At 59.3% G+C, this 13,643-nt stretch carries 13 protein-coding genes and 1 pseudogene; 11 read left to right on the top strand and 3 right to left on the bottom strand.

The genetic code is table 11. From position 1 onward, the window contains the following. Positions 1–110: 110 nt before the first annotated feature. The 6 genes and pseudogenes from WJU23_RS20610 (at position 111) to WJU23_RS20585 (ending at position 6,171) form a co-directional block, all read left to right on the top strand. A complete protein-coding gene (locus WJU23_RS20610) occupies positions 111–1,376 on the top strand; it encodes a sulfite oxidase (protein ID WP_346334509.1) in 1,266 nt (421 codons plus the stop codon). A 5-nt stretch (positions 1,377–1,381) separates the two neighbouring features. Continuing rightward, a complete protein-coding gene (locus tag WJU23_RS20605; protein ID WP_346334508.1) occupies positions 1,382–1,816 on the top strand; it encodes a hypothetical protein in 435 nt (144 codons plus the stop codon). 14 nt (positions 1,817–1,830) lie between these two features. Next, positions 1,831–2,097, top strand: coding sequence for a Precorrin-3B methylase (locus tag WJU23_RS20600; RefSeq protein ID WP_346334507.1), 267 nt, complete (start codon positions 1,831–1,833; stop codon positions 2,095–2,097). Further along, positions 2,094–4,031, top strand: a pseudogene (locus WJU23_RS20595) (YHYH protein); the annotation flags it as partial. The gene WJU23_RS20600 and the pseudogene WJU23_RS20595, both read left to right, overlap by 4 nt. After that, positions 4,029–4,751, top strand: coding sequence for a hypothetical protein (locus WJU23_RS20590; protein ID WP_346334595.1), 723 nt, complete (start codon positions 4,029–4,031; stop codon positions 4,749–4,751). The pseudogene WJU23_RS20595 and the gene WJU23_RS20590, both read left to right, overlap by 3 nt. A 7-nt stretch (positions 4,752–4,758) precedes the next feature. Next, positions 4,759–6,171, top strand: coding sequence for a sulfatase (locus WJU23_RS20585; protein WP_346334506.1), 1,413 nt, complete (start codon positions 4,759–4,761; stop codon positions 6,169–6,171). A gap of 3 nt (positions 6,172–6,174) precedes the next feature. On the opposite strand, the gene WJU23_RS20580 is transcribed toward WJU23_RS20585, so the two are convergent. Beyond that, on the bottom strand, positions 6,175–7,698 hold the full coding sequence (locus tag WJU23_RS20580) for a sulfatase-like hydrolase/transferase (RefSeq protein WP_346334505.1): 1,524 nt from the start codon (positions 7,696–7,698) through the stop codon (positions 6,175–6,177). Between the two features lie 102 nt (positions 7,699–7,800). Here WJU23_RS20580 and pdxA point away from each other — a divergent pair, with 102 nt between their 5' ends. After that, on the top strand, positions 7,801–8,796 hold the full coding sequence (gene pdxA / locus WJU23_RS20575) for a 4-hydroxythreonine-4-phosphate dehydrogenase PdxA (RefSeq protein WP_346334504.1): 996 nt from the start codon (positions 7,801–7,803) through the stop codon (positions 8,794–8,796). Between the two features lie 10 nt (positions 8,797–8,806). Here the strand turns inward: pdxA and rlmB are convergent, their stop codons facing one another. Then, positions 8,807–9,379: a 23S rRNA (guanosine(2251)-2'-O)-methyltransferase RlmB gene (rlmB, locus tag WJU23_RS20570; protein ID WP_346334503.1), complete on the bottom strand. Its 573-nt coding sequence runs from the start codon at positions 9,377–9,379 to the stop codon at positions 8,807–8,809. A 58-nt stretch (positions 9,380–9,437) separates the two neighbouring features. After that, positions 9,438–9,842: a Dabb family protein gene (locus tag WJU23_RS20565; protein WP_346334502.1), complete on the bottom strand. Its 405-nt coding sequence runs from the start codon at positions 9,840–9,842 to the stop codon at positions 9,438–9,440. Between the two features lie 23 nt (positions 9,843–9,865). Between WJU23_RS20565 and WJU23_RS20560 the strand changes: the two genes are divergently transcribed. The 4 genes from WJU23_RS20560 (at position 9,866) to WJU23_RS20545 (ending at position 13,639) form a co-directional block, all read left to right on the top strand. Then, positions 9,866–11,356, top strand: coding sequence for a PQQ-binding-like beta-propeller repeat protein (locus WJU23_RS20560; RefSeq protein WP_346334501.1), 1,491 nt, complete (start codon positions 9,866–9,868; stop codon positions 11,354–11,356). 200 nt (positions 11,357–11,556) lie between these two features. Beyond that, positions 11,557–12,294, top strand: coding sequence for a hypothetical protein (locus tag WJU23_RS20555; RefSeq protein WP_346334500.1), 738 nt, complete (start codon positions 11,557–11,559; stop codon positions 12,292–12,294). A gap of 62 nt (positions 12,295–12,356) precedes the next feature. After that, positions 12,357–12,953: a peptide-methionine (R)-S-oxide reductase MsrB gene (msrB, locus tag WJU23_RS20550; protein WP_346334499.1), complete on the top strand. Its 597-nt coding sequence runs from the start codon at positions 12,357–12,359 to the stop codon at positions 12,951–12,953. A gap of 56 nt (positions 12,954–13,009) precedes the next feature. Next, positions 13,010–13,639, top strand: coding sequence for a hypothetical protein (locus WJU23_RS20545; RefSeq protein WP_346334498.1), 630 nt, complete (start codon positions 13,010–13,012; stop codon positions 13,637–13,639). Positions 13,640–13,643 lie beyond the last annotated feature (4 nt).

Genomic DNA, 13,643 nt, shown 5'->3' with positions numbered 1-13,643 from the left:
AGACTTTTTACAAGCAGGGCCTGATCTCCATCTTTATCTGGTGGCTCATCCCAGTTCACGGACCGCATCTTCCTCTTGAAGAACAACGGCCGGAACACGTTATATCCCCGATGATGAATTCTGATGCACAACCCAGCCAGCCAGATCCCGTGAGCCGCCGCAGCTTTCTCAGCAGGCTGAGCCTCGCCTCCATGAGCGCCGCCCTGGGTGCCGAGATCGTTTTTGGCGACAAAATGCCCGCTGGCCTCATCCCCACCGCCCTCGCCCAGGGCAGCGAGCCTTTCACCATCCCCGGCAAAGAGGGCCTCTCGCTTTTTACAGACCGTCCCCTCGTCGCCGAAACACCGGCCCACCTGCTGGATGATGAGATCACGCCCGCCAAACACCTTTTTATCCGCAATAACGGCCTCCCGCCCGCTGCCGAAACACTCGACCCCGAAAAATGGACCCTGGAAATCGCGGGAGAGAGCTGTGAAAAGCCCGTCACTTTTACCCTCAAGGAACTGAAGGAAAAGTTCGAGCATCACACCCTGCAAATGGTCCTGGAATGCGCCGGCAATGGCCGCAGCGAATTCAATCCCCCTGCCACCGGCACCCAGTGGACCACCGGCGGCGTCGGCTGCCCTACCTGGACGGGCGTGCGTTTGAAGGATGTGTTAAAGCACGTCGGCATCAAACCGGATGCCGTTTACATCGGCTATTACGGGGCCGATTTCCACCTGTCCGGCAATCCCGAAAAGTCCGCCATCTCACGCGGTGCCCCCATCGCCAAGGCCATGGAAGACGAGACCCTGATCGCCTTTGCCATGAATGGCGAGGACATCCCTTATCAAAACGGCCATCCGCTGCGCCTCATGTTCGGCGGCTGGGCAGGCTCCACCTGTGGCAAGTGGCTTAAGCGCATCCTCGTCCGCGACCGCGAGCACGATGGCGAAAAAATGACCGGCCATTCCTACCGCATGCCGCGTTATCCCGTCGCTCCTGGCACCAAGCCGCCCGCCGAGGACATGGAGGTCATCGCCGCCATGCCGGTGAAGTCCCTCATCACCTTCCCCATATCCGGCATCACTCATCCCGTTGGTGAAGCCCTCACCGTGCGGGGCCACGCCTGGACCGGGGAAGGCGACATCCGCGAGATGCATGTCTCTGTGGATTTCGGCATCACCTGGCAGAAAGCCGACCTCCGCCCCGCCGCCAACCGCTATGCCTGGCAGCACTGGACCACCGCTCTGAAGCTCCCCAAAAAAGGCTACTATGAAATCTGGGCCCGCGCCCAGGACAGCCAGGGCCGCAGCCAGCCCATGGTGCTGCCCGGCTGGAATCCCCAGGGCTACTTGAACAACACCTGCCACCGCATCGCCATCCAAGCCGTCTGAGAGCCATGACCGACGTCCGCCGCCTCCTTCTCCTTTTCACGGCCCTCCTCAGCCTCCCCCTCACGGCTGCGGAAGACGTCCCCCTGGACCCCGCTACCGGCATGAAAATCGCCCCCGACTGGGAGCTCGTTCGCAATCACTGCATCATCTGCCACTCCCCCCAGACCTTCCTCCGCCAGCGCGCCACAAAGGCCAACTGGACCTCCGTCCTGGAATGGATGCAGACCAAAGGTGGGCTGTGGAAACTTGAGCCCGAGACCGAAAAAAAGATCATCACCTATCTCGCCTCCAACTACGGCCCCGGCCCTGCCGATAACTACCGCCGCGCCCCCATCCCCGCCACCCTCATGCCCCCCAACCCCTACGCCTCCGAAGCCCGCACCGAAGCCGAGGCCAAAAAGCAGCAAGGCCTCCTGCCGCCACCAGCTTCGGCCAAGTAGCAGAGATACAAACCATGCCTGCCAAGAAAAAGCCTTCCGACAAGCCGCTCGCGGGGGCAGCTTTGATCAAGGAAGTGTGCCGCCGCATCCGGGCCGCCCGCAGCTATTGGGATGCCCATAACAACCGCGCCTGCCGTGGCGAGCGGGAAAAGGCCATGACGCTGTATGAAACGCTAACCGAAGCGGAGCGCGAGAAGGTGCCGCAGGTTTTGCGCGTGTGGTTGCGCTATCGCAGTGAAAAATACTTCGGCGATGACCGCACGCCACCCGGTGGGAAATGAAGGGACAGCGGGCAGCTTTACCATCTCTTAACAAATCTCCGCCTCTTTCCTCATCATCCCTTTACAGAACCGGTGTTTATGGTGGCATGACCTGCCGTTACCTTTTCATCTGGCTCATCAGTTTTGCCGCCATCCAGCCGGCCACGGCCCATACTTGGAAGCAAGGCGAGACTCCCGTTTTTGATGAAGCCCTGCGCGCCCACCTCCTCGCCGAGTGGGAGCAAAAGCAAGCTCACAGGCATTCCGGCGAAATCAAACCGACGCAGGTAGCCTCCGCAGCCTCTACCCTCAATCTCGCTGCGACTGCCCTGGCCAATGTGAAAGGAGCACCGGCGCAATCGCTGCCGTTTCAGGCCTTCCCCAAGCTGGAGATCAAGTGGGACCGGGACTTCCTCTTCATCGGCTCCAATGGCCTGCCGGATCATCCCATGATGACCGGCATCACTGCCTGGCAGCAGCAGGTTCCGCTGCCGCATGCCTACTTCGGTGACAATGCCTGGCGCATCCCGTTGCATCCTGTCCCGGCCAAAGAACCCGCTTTGATCAAAGGCCGCTTCCTCCGTGGGGCCATCGCCCTGGCCGTGAATGGCATCCCCATCTTCAATCCCCAAAACAACCGGGGCGAAGTGTCCCAGGAAATCGGCGAACTCGACCAATGGGGCGGCCATTGCGGGCGTGCGGATGACTATCATTACCATGCCGCACCGCTGCATTTGCAAAACGTAGTGGGCAAGGGCATGGCCATCGCCTATGCCCTGGATGGTTACCCGATCTATGGACTCACTGAGCCTGATGGTTCTCCCATTGGCAAGCTGGACGTATGCCACGGCCACGAAACCCCAGGCACCGGTTATCATTACCATGCCTCATTGAAGTATCCTTACGTCCTGGGCGGTTTTCACGGTGAGGTTGTTGAAGCAGGCGGTCAGGTGGATCCCCAGCCCCGTGCCCAGGGTGTGCGGCCAGATACCCCACCGCTGCGCGGAGCGGTGATCACGGGCTTTGAAAGCACCGGCCCCAACAGCTACCAACTGACTTATACCCTGAATGGCAGCCGTCGCTCCATCACCTATTCCATCAATGGCGACGGCACCTACCCCTTCGAATACAACAATGGGAGCGATGACATCACCCGCGAAGTTTATACTGCCCGCCAGGGGGGCGGCGGCAAAGGTGATGCAAAGGGAAAGGGTGACGCAAAGGGCAAGGGGAAGGGCAAAGGCATGCGAGACAATTCACCCCCCGCGCCACCCTCACGCGAAACCACAGCACCCTCCCCTTCCTCCTCATCCAGCACCCCCAGGGATGCCAATGGTGACGGCATCATCACCGCTCATGAATTTGCCGAAGCCACCAAGCGTGACTTTGCTGCACGCAAAAACGGCAGCTCCCTGGCCAGCGCCATGGAAAAAGCACGCACCGACTTCACTGCCCTGGATAAAAACAACGACGGTCGCCTGGATGCCTTGGAGCAGAGCAGGGAGCCCGAAACGAAAAGCACCGGTGCTTTCATCCTCACCAGCCCGGTCGTTGAGGACGGCGGTCCTCTGCCCATGGACTATACCGGGGATGGCAGCGGCTCCACCCTGCCTCTGAGCTGGAGCGGAGCCCCCGCAGGCACTCAGAGTTTCGCTTTGATCATGGATCACGAAGCGCCTGGCAATGAAATGAAAGGCTACTGGACCCTCTGGGACATCCCGGCGGATGTCACCATCCTGCCCAAGAATGTCCAGGGGATTGGCAAAACCGGCGTTGGTTTCCGGGGAGCCCCCGGTTATGAACCTCCGCATTCCAAAGGCCCAGGTGCCAAGACCTACGTGCTTCATGTTTATGCCCTCTCTGCCCCGTCGGCATTCGCTGAACCAGCTTCCCAGGTCAATCGCGAGGTCCTGCTGGCAGCCATCCAGGGCAAGATTCTCGGTCACGCCAAACTGAGTGTCGTTTACTCGCGTGCAGACAGTGCCGTTGATACGCCCTCGAATGCTTCCCCTCCGCCGCGCCAAAGACCTGAAGGCAAAGGAGGAAAGCCCAAAGGACGCGGTGATCAAAGCGGCCTCATCAAGCCCGGCATCGGCGATACGATGAAACTCAATGTCTATGCCGACAACTGGTTCATGCTCTACGTCAATGGAAGGCTGGTCGCCGTGGATCCCATCCAGTTCACTCCGCACAATGTCGTCAGCGTGGACTTCCTTCCGGAGTATCCCATGACCCTCGCCGTTCTCGCCAAAGACAATGCCGACCCCAAGACCGGCATGGAATACGGCACCAACATCGGTGATGGAGGGTTCATCCTCAAATTCGCCGATGGAACCGTGACGGATGCCAGCTGGAAAGCCCGCAGCTTTTTCCACGGCCCGCTCAACAGCAACACCGCCAACCCCGAGGTCAAACATGAACCCCTCCCCACCAACTGGTGGGCCGTTGACTTCGACGACGCCTCCTGGCCTAACGCCAAGGAGTACAGCGAGGAACAGGTGGACCCGAAGCAGCCCTATTTCGAAAGCGACTTTGCCGGTGCCAGGTTCATCTGGACCGACAGTCTGGCCCTGGACAATACCGTCATCTTCCGCACCAAGATCAACAAGCCCGATTGGAAGAAGCGCTGGAATACCCAACCCGATCTCGATGTCAGCGGAGCACCCCAGCGTTAACACCCTTATGAAACTTCTTCCCTTTCTCGCCGCCATCCTTCTGGTTATCACATCAACAGCGTGGGCGGCCCAGCCTAACATACTGTTCCTTCTCTCCGATGACCAGGACTGGACCGGGCTGTCCACGCCGATGCATCCGGATGTTCCGAGTTCAAAGAGCGACTTTTACAAGACGCCAAACCTGGAAAAATTCGCCAGCCAGGGTATGCGCTTCAGTGCCGCCTATGCGCCCGCCCCTGTCTGTTCCCCCACCCGCATCAGTCTGCAAACCGGCCTGAACCCGGCCCAACTGCGCTGGACCAAAGCCGCCCCGCCGGAACCAGGACATCGCTTAATCGAAGCCGAATCCCGCAAAAACATCCGCCCGGAGGAAGTCACCATCGCCGAAGTCCTGAAGGCCGCAGGCTATGCCACCGCCCATTATGGCAAATGGCATCTCGGTGGCGGCGGTCCCGAAAATCATGGTTATGATGAAAGTGATGGCGATACCGGTAATGAACATGCGAACCCTTTTGTGGACCCCAATCCTGTGGACATCTTCGGCATGGGAGAGCGTGCTGCCGCCTTCATGGCGAGCCAGAAAAAGGCCGGCAAACCCTTTTTCATCCAGATGTCCTACCATGCCCTGCACCGTCCCGAAAACGCCCTGAAAGCCACCCGCGAATTCTACGAAAACCAGCCCCCCGGCCGCATGCATCGTGATCCCGGTCGCGCCGCCATCACCACCGACCTCGATACCGGTGTTGGCCGCCTTTTGGAGACCGTTGATCGTCTCGACCTCGCCGGAAACACCTACGTCATTTACATGTCAGACAACGGTGCAGGCGGCGGCGGCCCCCGGCCCCTATCCTCAGGCAAAGGTGGCGTGTGGGAAGGCGGCATCCGCGTGCCCCTCATCATTCGCGGCCCCGGCATCAAGCCCAACTCCTGGTGCTATCAGCGCGTCGTCGGTTACGATTTTTTCCCTACCTTCTGCCGCTGGGCAGGCGTCAGCAAGGCCTTGCCAGCAGGCATCGAGGGCGGCGACATCTCTCATCTGCTCACGGGTGCAAAGACTCCCGTTAAACGCGCCCATGAGGAGCTTGTCTTCCACTTCCCTCACTATCAGGGGGATACGCCGCACTCCGCCATCCTCTCCGGCCACCACAAGCTGATCCACTTCTACGAAACAGGCGACAACCTCCTCTTCGATCTCGATAGCGACCTCGCCGAACGCAACAACCTCGCCGCCTCCAAGCCAGAACTTGCCACCGCACTCGCCCAGCGTTTGCATACTCATCTGGCTGAACTCGGAGCCGCCATGCCTGTTCCTAACAAAGAGTACGATCCAGCCAAAGCGCCTGCCATGGACCGCAAAGGTGGCAAAGGCGGTCCGGACAAAAAGAAGGGCAAGGGCAAACGCCCCATGAACAAGCCCTGACCGTCAGGGCTCGCCGGTCTTGCCCTTCCTCTTCTTCTTTGTCTCGATGCCTTTCTTGGCCGCGTCCTTATCTCTCAGCCGGTCCACCATGGGCACGTATCCTTCTGCGTGATTGGTCTGCGTGTTGCGCAGATGGGTCAGCATGCGTGCCCGCATCTGGCTAAGCGCTTTGAAATGCTCCGGGTCAGCCGCCAGATTTTTCATTTCGTAAGGGTCCTCTTTCAGGTCAAAGAGGAACTCCTGATCCTTCTCCATCCACCATTTATACCGCTCGTCGCTGGCCATGATATTGAGCGGGGACTTCGTACCAATCTCGCTGATGGCCACATGGCGCACCGTCTTTTTCTCACCGCTGGCCACCGGCATCAAAGACACCGCCTGGCGATAGGGCGAAAGTTTGCCGCCGATGGCATCCACGATGGTCGGATACACATCAAACATCTGCGCCAGCGCCTTCGTCCGCCCTGCCTTGACCTTCCCCGGCCAACGGATCATGAGAGGCACCCTGGCAGATTCCTCAAAGAACCGCCCTTTGGTGAGCTGCCCCTGGGCCCCCATCATCTCACCATGGTCGGCGGTAAAAAGCACCAGCGTATTGTCCCAGGTGCCACGCTTTTGAAAGGCCGCCGCCAGCCTGCCCACATGCTCATCCGCCAGGGTGATCTTGCCCAGGTAGTTGGCCACCATCTTGCGCGTCTCTGCATGGTCAATCATGCGCATCTCGCGCCGGTAGGTCTCCGGCACATTCGGAGGCAGGGTCAGTTCTTCGGGGTCATACATCGTCGCATACTCACCGGGCGCATCCAGCGGCGGGTGTGGGGAGTGCAGGCTCACCACCACACAGAGCGGCTTCTCCGCTGGTTGATCGTGGATAAACTCCACCGCCTTCTGCGTCACAAAGGTATCGTGATAATGCTCGGGCGGTGCCGGGTTGGCTTTGGGCAAATATTGAAACCGCACATACCGCTCGTGCATGTCCTCCGCCACAGTTTTCAGCAGCCCCAGTTCTTTCAAATACTTGCCATAGGGCCCCTTGTCCGCAGCCGAGGAAGGCGGCCCGGAGACATCCATCACGTGGTCCAGCCCCAGCGCTTTGTGGTAGTCCTCATCACTGGCAAACTCACGCCTCATGCTGCCTCCGCCCGTCCAGTGGGTTTTCCCGATCTGCGCCGTCGTATAACCGGCCTCCTTGATATCGCGAAACATCGTCCCGTCTTTGGGGGCAGGGTGGTATTCCAGTGAATTTCCCCAAAGTGCATGGCCACCGTTATGCGGATACTGCCCAGTAAGCAAGGACACCCGCGCCGGCATGCAGACAGGGGAGGTGGTGTAGCACCGGTCAAAAATCATCCCTTCCGCCGCGATGCGGTCCAGGTTCGGCGTGCGCACCTGCGGATTCTCCCAGCTCAGATAACGCGGACTCCATTGGTCCGTCAGGATCACCAGCACATCCGGTTTCGCCGCCGGCGATTCTTGAACCGCACTCAGATAAACACATAGCAGCAGGGCAGGGGCAGACCATTTCATAATCGTTTAAGGGCCTTCTAAAACGCACCCAGCCCGCTCATATTGCCCCCATTTCCGCCCATTGACGCCACCCCGCTCTCTCAGCATAGGTTCATCCGCTCCATGCCCAAGCCACTCATCGCCGTCACCATGGGAGACCCTGCCGGGGTCGGCCCGGAAATCTGCCTGCAGCTTCTTGCCAATGAACGGGTGCGCTCCGTCGCCACACCCGTCATTTTTGGCGATGCCCGCCTGCTCGCGCGCTGCGCCCGCCAGACCGGCCTGCCCGCTCCCCGGCGCATCCTGTCCGAGATCGAATGGGCGGATAAATGCACCTCTCTGGACGAGCCTGCCGTGCTGGACCTCTTCGGCTTTGACGCCACAGATTTCACGCCCGGTACGGTCAGCGCGCACACCGGCTCCGCCGCCTGTTTATACATTAACAAAAGCATCACTGCTGCCCTCGCCGGACAGGTCGCCGCCGTCGCCACTGCGCCCATCAATAAAGAAGCCCTGCGTGCCGCAGGCATCCTTTATCCCGGTCACACCGAAATGTTTGCCGAGAAGATGGACGCCGCCCGCTCCTGCATGGCCTTCTTCTCCGAGGTCATGATTTGCAGCCTCGTCACGGTGCACATCGGTTACCAGGATGTCGTTCCAGCCCTCAATTCCGCCCGCGTTCTTGAGGTCATCGAACTCACCGCAGAGGCCGTTCAGCGCCACCTGGGCCGCAAGCCCAAACTGGCCGTCTGTGGTCTCAACCCCCACGCGGGTGAGCATGGCCTCTTCGGCCGACGGGAAGAAGAAACGCTCATCCAGCCTGCCATTGAAGCCGCACGGGCCAAAGGCCATACCATCGAAGGACCCCTGCCACCAGACACCGCCTTCATCCCCGCCAAGCGCAAGACCGTGGATGCCTACATCTGCATGTATCACGACCAGGCCTTGATCCCGCTCAAAGCTCTCGCTTTTGACAGCGCGGTGAACACCACCCTCGGCCTGCCCATGCCCCGTACCAGTGTGGACCATGGCACCGCCTGCGACATCGCCTGGCAGGGCAAGGCCAACGGCCAGAGCCTGGTCGAGGCCGTCCTCCTCGCCGCCAAACTCGCCCAGTAAGCGGCAGTGCCTATGTTTTCACCTGTCGCTGCCGCACGACCTCAAAAAGGGAAACGCCGGTGGCGACGGAAACGTTGAGGCAGGGCACCCGGCCAATCATGGGAATGCGCACCAGGAAGTCGCAATGCTCCCCGGTCAGCCGCCGCATGCCGTCGCCCTCAGCACCCATGACGATGGCCGTGGGGCCTTTCAGGTCCATGTCATACAGGGACTTGGTTGTTTCATCCGCCGTGCCCACGATCCAGATGCCCAGCTTTTTCAGTTTATCCATCGCCCGGGCCAGATTGGTCACGCGCACCAGGGGCACGTTTTCAGCGCCGCCGCAGGAAACGCGGATCACCGTATCAGAGATGGGCGCAGATTTGTCCTTGGGCATCACCACGCAGTCGCAGCCCGCCGCGTCCGCCGTGCGCAGGCAGGCGCCCAGGTTGTGCGGGTCTTGGATGCAGTCCAGGATCAGCACCAGCGCATTTTCCTTTCCCTCCAGGATCGCTCCCAGGTCATCCTCATCATACACGGGCACATGGCCCGTGGTAGGGGAGGAGTGGCGGTTCTGTCGGGCGACGGGGGCTGGCTTGGGCATGCGGAGAGATGAAATGCGCAGGCCCTGGCTGCAAGGGTTTTGACGGATAAATAAAGGCCTATTCGGTCACCACGTCATAGACCAGCAGCTTCTTTGCCGCCGGTTTCAGGACGTCATTCACTGCCTGCACATGCACCGGATGCTTCTCATAGATGGCCAGGTCCGCCGCATTGGCAAAGCGCATCACCAGGCCTACATCGAAGCTGTCATCCACCACGGGCCTTTCGCTGGCCAGCGGTGTGCCCACGCTCAGATGTTCCACTTGCGGAATTTCCCGCTGAAATTTCTTCCCCGCCGCGATCACCGCCGCACGGTCCTTGGCATCCCCAGGATTCTTCAGCCAGATCAGCACCACATGCTCCACCTTGCCCTTGGCCGTGGTCTTGTGGCCCAGAGGGCAACTGGTGCAGGAGGCAAGGAAAGCGAGGGCGGTGAACGAAAAGATGGAGATGGCTTTTTGCATAGCGGTCTTTAGTTTGCGTGACCATGAAGTACGCGTCGAGACTGATTTTATGCCTGAGTCTGTTTTCTGCAGCGCTCCCCGCCCAGGAAGCCCAGCCCTTTGACCGGCTCACCTTTCACGCCGCACCCGCGCCCCTGTCCGCCACGGCCAAAACCAGTGATTGGCCGCGTGTGCTCGGACCTGGCGACGATTGCTCTTCACCGGAGACGCCTTTGCTCAAAAAGTGGCCGGAAACCGGTCCAAAGGCGGTCTGGGAAGTGGCCATCGGCGAGGCCTATACGTCACCCGCCATCAGCGGCGATTATTGCGTCATCTTCCACACGCTAGAGGGCCAGGAGACCGTGGAATGCCTGCATCGTGAAACGGGCAAACGTTTCTGGAGCCAGGCCTACCCGGTCGAGTATCAGGACCGCTACGGCTTCGGCAACGGGCCGCGCGGCAGCCCGGTCATTGGCGATGGTGTGGTGGTGACCCTGGGCGTGACTTCCATGCTCCATGCCTTTGATTTAAAGACCGGCCAGCAGCTCTGGGCACACGACCTGCGCAAGCAATACAACGTGCCCCAGGACTTCTTCGGCGCGGGCTCCTCCCCGCTGATCCTGGATGGCCGGGTCATCGTCAATGTGGGTGGAAAAGCGGAGCCGTTTGATGGCTTCGAAGACCGCCGGGACCGCGCGGCCAAACTGGCCGCCAAAGGCGTGAGTGTCGCCGCTTTTGATCTCAAAACCGGCGCTGTGAAATGGATGGCTGAAGATGAGTGGGGGGCCAGCTATGCCTCCCCCATTCCTGCCCGGCTTCATGGGCAGACCAAAGTGCTCATCTATGCTGGAGGCGAGAGCAATCCTGCCATCGGGGGCCTGCTCTGCATTGATCCTGCCACTGGCACCGTGCATGACCGCTTTCCCTGGAGAGATGATGAGTATATCCAGGCCACCGGCAGCAGTCCGGTCGTCATTCCGGAAAAAAACCGCGCCTTCATTACCACCTGCTATCCGAAGAACCGGCCCATCGGCGGCCTCATGGTGGAGTACGATGCGGAGTTCAAAGCCCGTGAAGTCTGGCATTCCCCCAAGATCGGCGTCCACTGGATGACACCCGTTTATGCAGACGGTCATCTTTACGCCATTGATGGCGAACGGGAGAACAATTCCCGCCTCGTCTGTGTGAATGCCGGGACCGGGGCCGAGGTCTGGGCGAAAAACATCGAGTGGCAGGATGCCGTCCTGGCCGCCATTCAGGGCCGCAGCAATCCGGTGAATCTCAGCATCTTCCGCGCAAGTCTGCTGCGTGCCGACGGCGCTTTCCTATGCCTGGGAGAGGTGGGCAGCCTGCACTGGTTGAAACTGACCCCTGAGGGCTGCGAGGAAATCTCCCGCAGCCAGCTCTTTTATGCCGCCAATACCTGGAGCCTGCCAGCTCTCAGCCACGGACTGCTTTATGTCTGCCAGCAGGATGAGTCCTTGGACCACAAGACCGGACCCCGCATCCTGTGTTATGACCTGCGTGGGCAATGATTCTCCCGCCTTGGATTGCTCCGTTTACATATTAAATTCAAAAGGAGGGTATTGCCTGTGGTAGAATTTCTTTCCAGGGGTAAGATTGCCCAAATATCTGATAATCAACATTTTATAAGCCGATTTATTTCCATGGGTCATTGTTCATAAGAGCACTTGCTTGTGAATCCCCCTCAAACGACGTACTATGCAGATGTAACATGTCTGCTGCCCCCCCGGAAAGTCATCTGCCAGCTACTCAATGGACGCTCATTGCGCGTCTGCGCCATGGCACTGCCCAGGATGCGCAGCGTGCTCTGGATGAGCTGATCAAGCAGTATCGTTACCCGCTATACTGCTACCTTCGCCGTCGCAGCTACAGCCACTACGATGCCGATGACATCCTCCAGGATTTTCTCATGAAACTCCTGCGAAACGAGAGTTTTGCAACTGCAGATGCCACCAAAGGGCGGTTGCGCTGCATGCTTCAGGTCAGCCTGGAACGTTTTGTCATCAATTGGGAGCGGCAAAACCAGCACCGGAGGAAAGAATTCAGCCTGGATGAAGAAACCGGAAGCGGAGAGTCCGAAGCCGAAAAGCGCTACCAGCATGAAAAGTTTCATTCTCATGAAACTCCGGAGCAGATTTTTGGCCGCAAGTGGACCCTCACCCTTTTAGGAGCGGCCCTCAACCGCGTGGCGGAAAATTATAAAGCCCGGGGCAAAGAGAAGCTTTTCAACGTCTTGCGTCCCGTGCTTATGGACGGCGGCAGCCTGCGTGGCGAAAACGGCCCCCGCCTGGCAGAGGAGGCCGGCATGAACTATGGAGCACTCCGCACTGCTCTCATGCGTATGCTGGTGGATTATCAGGAAGCCTTGCATCAGGAGATTCTTCACACAGTGGAGGATCCTGCCACGGCCGCAGAAGAGCTGGCCCAGCTCCGGCAGAGCGTCTCATGACCGCAAACTTTGCGGGAATAAGCAATCAGAGAGCTTTGTCGAACGTTGTAGATAACATGAACATGAAGACATTTCTTTTCATCGCCCTTTCCAGCCTGTCGCTCGCCGCCTGCGCTGAGGACAAGATCACACCAACCACCCCCATGCCCAAACCCGAAGTCACCCTCAGCGAAGCTGAATGGAAAAAGCGCCTCACGTCCGAGCAATACGCCGTCACCCGCCAGGCCGGCACCGAGCGTCCTTTTGGAGCCATCTATGAGGAGTTCGAAAAACAAGGGGAGGGTACTTATTACTGCGTCTGCTGCGGCGTGGAGCTCTTTACCTCCAAAGAAAAGTTCCACTCCGGCTGCGGCTGGCCCTCCTTTTACGATGCGTCCACGGCCAAAAACGTCCTGGAGCGTACCGACAACTCCCATGGCATGAAGCGGGTGGAAACGCTCTGCAAGCGCTGCGGCGCCCATCTTGGACATGTGTTTGAAGGAGAATCCGTCTCTGCAAACACACCCACCAAGCGTCGCTTCTGCATCAATGGTGTGGCCTTGCACTATGTCCCCAAAGGAGGGGAAGCCCCCAAACTGCTGGAACTGACCGATGCAGCCGTGGACAAGAAAAAGGAGGAGGTGGCCAAGGAGGCCGGCGTCGAAGTTCAAAAGCCGTAACCCCGATTCCGGCTTACGGCTTGCCATGGGCGGCCTTCCCCGTTTAAAATGCGGGCATGAACCACAAGTTCATCTTCCGCCTATGCGTCATCGCCCTGGTTCTCTGGCTTGTCAAAATGGGCTGGGACCGGGTGGAAGGCGATGACGGTATGATGCTGGTCTATTTCTTCGCGGTGGGGCTGGCTGTTGGACTGCTCATCGTGAAGTATGTGCTGCCTGCCTTTGGTGATGCCGTAGGCACTCTGGTGTACTCGTCCGGCGAGAAAGTCCAGCCTGCGGAAAGCCATAAAGCCGCCGCCAAGATGGCCCAGGGAGACTATGAAGGGGCTATCGCCGAGCATGAAAAAGCCCTGGCAGCAGATCCCGCCCAGACTTATCCCATCGCCGAAATCGCCAAGATCTGCGCAGAGAGGCTACACGATCCACGGCGTGCCTTGCAGGTCCTCCAAAAGCATCTTGACGCACGCGAGTGGTCAGAGGAAGACTCCGCCTTCTTGCACTTTCGCATGGTAGAGGTGCATTGGCATCAGTTGGGTGATTTCACCTCGGCCAGACAGGTATTGGAAAAGATCATCACCCTCTTTCCCAATACCCATCACAGCGCCAATGCCCATCATAAGCTGAAGGAAGTGGAGCAGGCGGAATACCGGCATCTTCAGGAACAACGTGCACGGTCAGGAGACTGAAAAG

Source organism: Prosthecobacter sp. SYSU 5D2, from assembly GCF_039655865.1.
Lineage (GTDB): Bacteria > Verrucomicrobiota > Verrucomicrobiia > Verrucomicrobiales > Verrucomicrobiaceae > Prosthecobacter.
The sequence above is the reverse complement of the archived record's forward strand: the minus strand, read 5'-3'. Positions and strand labels throughout refer to the sequence as shown.

Excerpts from the sequence above, each read along its gene's own strand:
- rlmB (WP_346334503.1), bottom strand. The coding sequence starts at position 9,379 with ATGCCCAAGCCAGCCCCCGTCGCCCGACAGAACCGCCACTCCTCCCCT.
- WJU23_RS20610 (WP_346334509.1), top strand. The coding sequence starts at position 111 with ATGATGAATTCTGATGCACAACCCAGCCAGCCAGATCCCGTGAGCCGC.
- WJU23_RS20600 (WP_346334507.1), top strand. The coding sequence starts at position 1,831 with ATGCCTGCCAAGAAAAAGCCTTCCGACAAGCCGCTCGCGGGGGCAGCT.
- pdxA (WP_346334504.1), top strand. The coding sequence starts at position 7,801 with ATGCCCAAGCCACTCATCGCCGTCACCATGGGAGACCCTGCCGGGGTC.
- msrB (WP_346334499.1), top strand. The coding sequence starts at position 12,357 with ATGAAGACATTTCTTTTCATCGCCCTTTCCAGCCTGTCGCTCGCCGCC.
- WJU23_RS20580 (WP_346334505.1), bottom strand. The coding sequence starts at position 7,698 with ATGAAATGGTCTGCCCCTGCCCTGCTGCTATGTGTTTATCTGAGTGCG.
- WJU23_RS20545 (WP_346334498.1), top strand. The coding sequence starts at position 13,010 with ATGAACCACAAGTTCATCTTCCGCCTATGCGTCATCGCCCTGGTTCTC.
- WJU23_RS20605 (WP_346334508.1), top strand. The coding sequence starts at position 1,382 with ATGACCGACGTCCGCCGCCTCCTTCTCCTTTTCACGGCCCTCCTCAGC.
- WJU23_RS20585 (WP_346334506.1), top strand. The coding sequence starts at position 4,759 with ATGAAACTTCTTCCCTTTCTCGCCGCCATCCTTCTGGTTATCACATCA.
- WJU23_RS20565 (WP_346334502.1), bottom strand. The coding sequence starts at position 9,842 with ATGCAAAAAGCCATCTCCATCTTTTCGTTCACCGCCCTCGCTTTCCTT.
- WJU23_RS20555 (WP_346334500.1), top strand. The coding sequence starts at position 11,557 with ATGTCTGCTGCCCCCCCGGAAAGTCATCTGCCAGCTACTCAATGGACG.
- WJU23_RS20560 (WP_346334501.1), top strand. The coding sequence starts at position 9,866 with ATGAAGTACGCGTCGAGACTGATTTTATGCCTGAGTCTGTTTTCTGCA.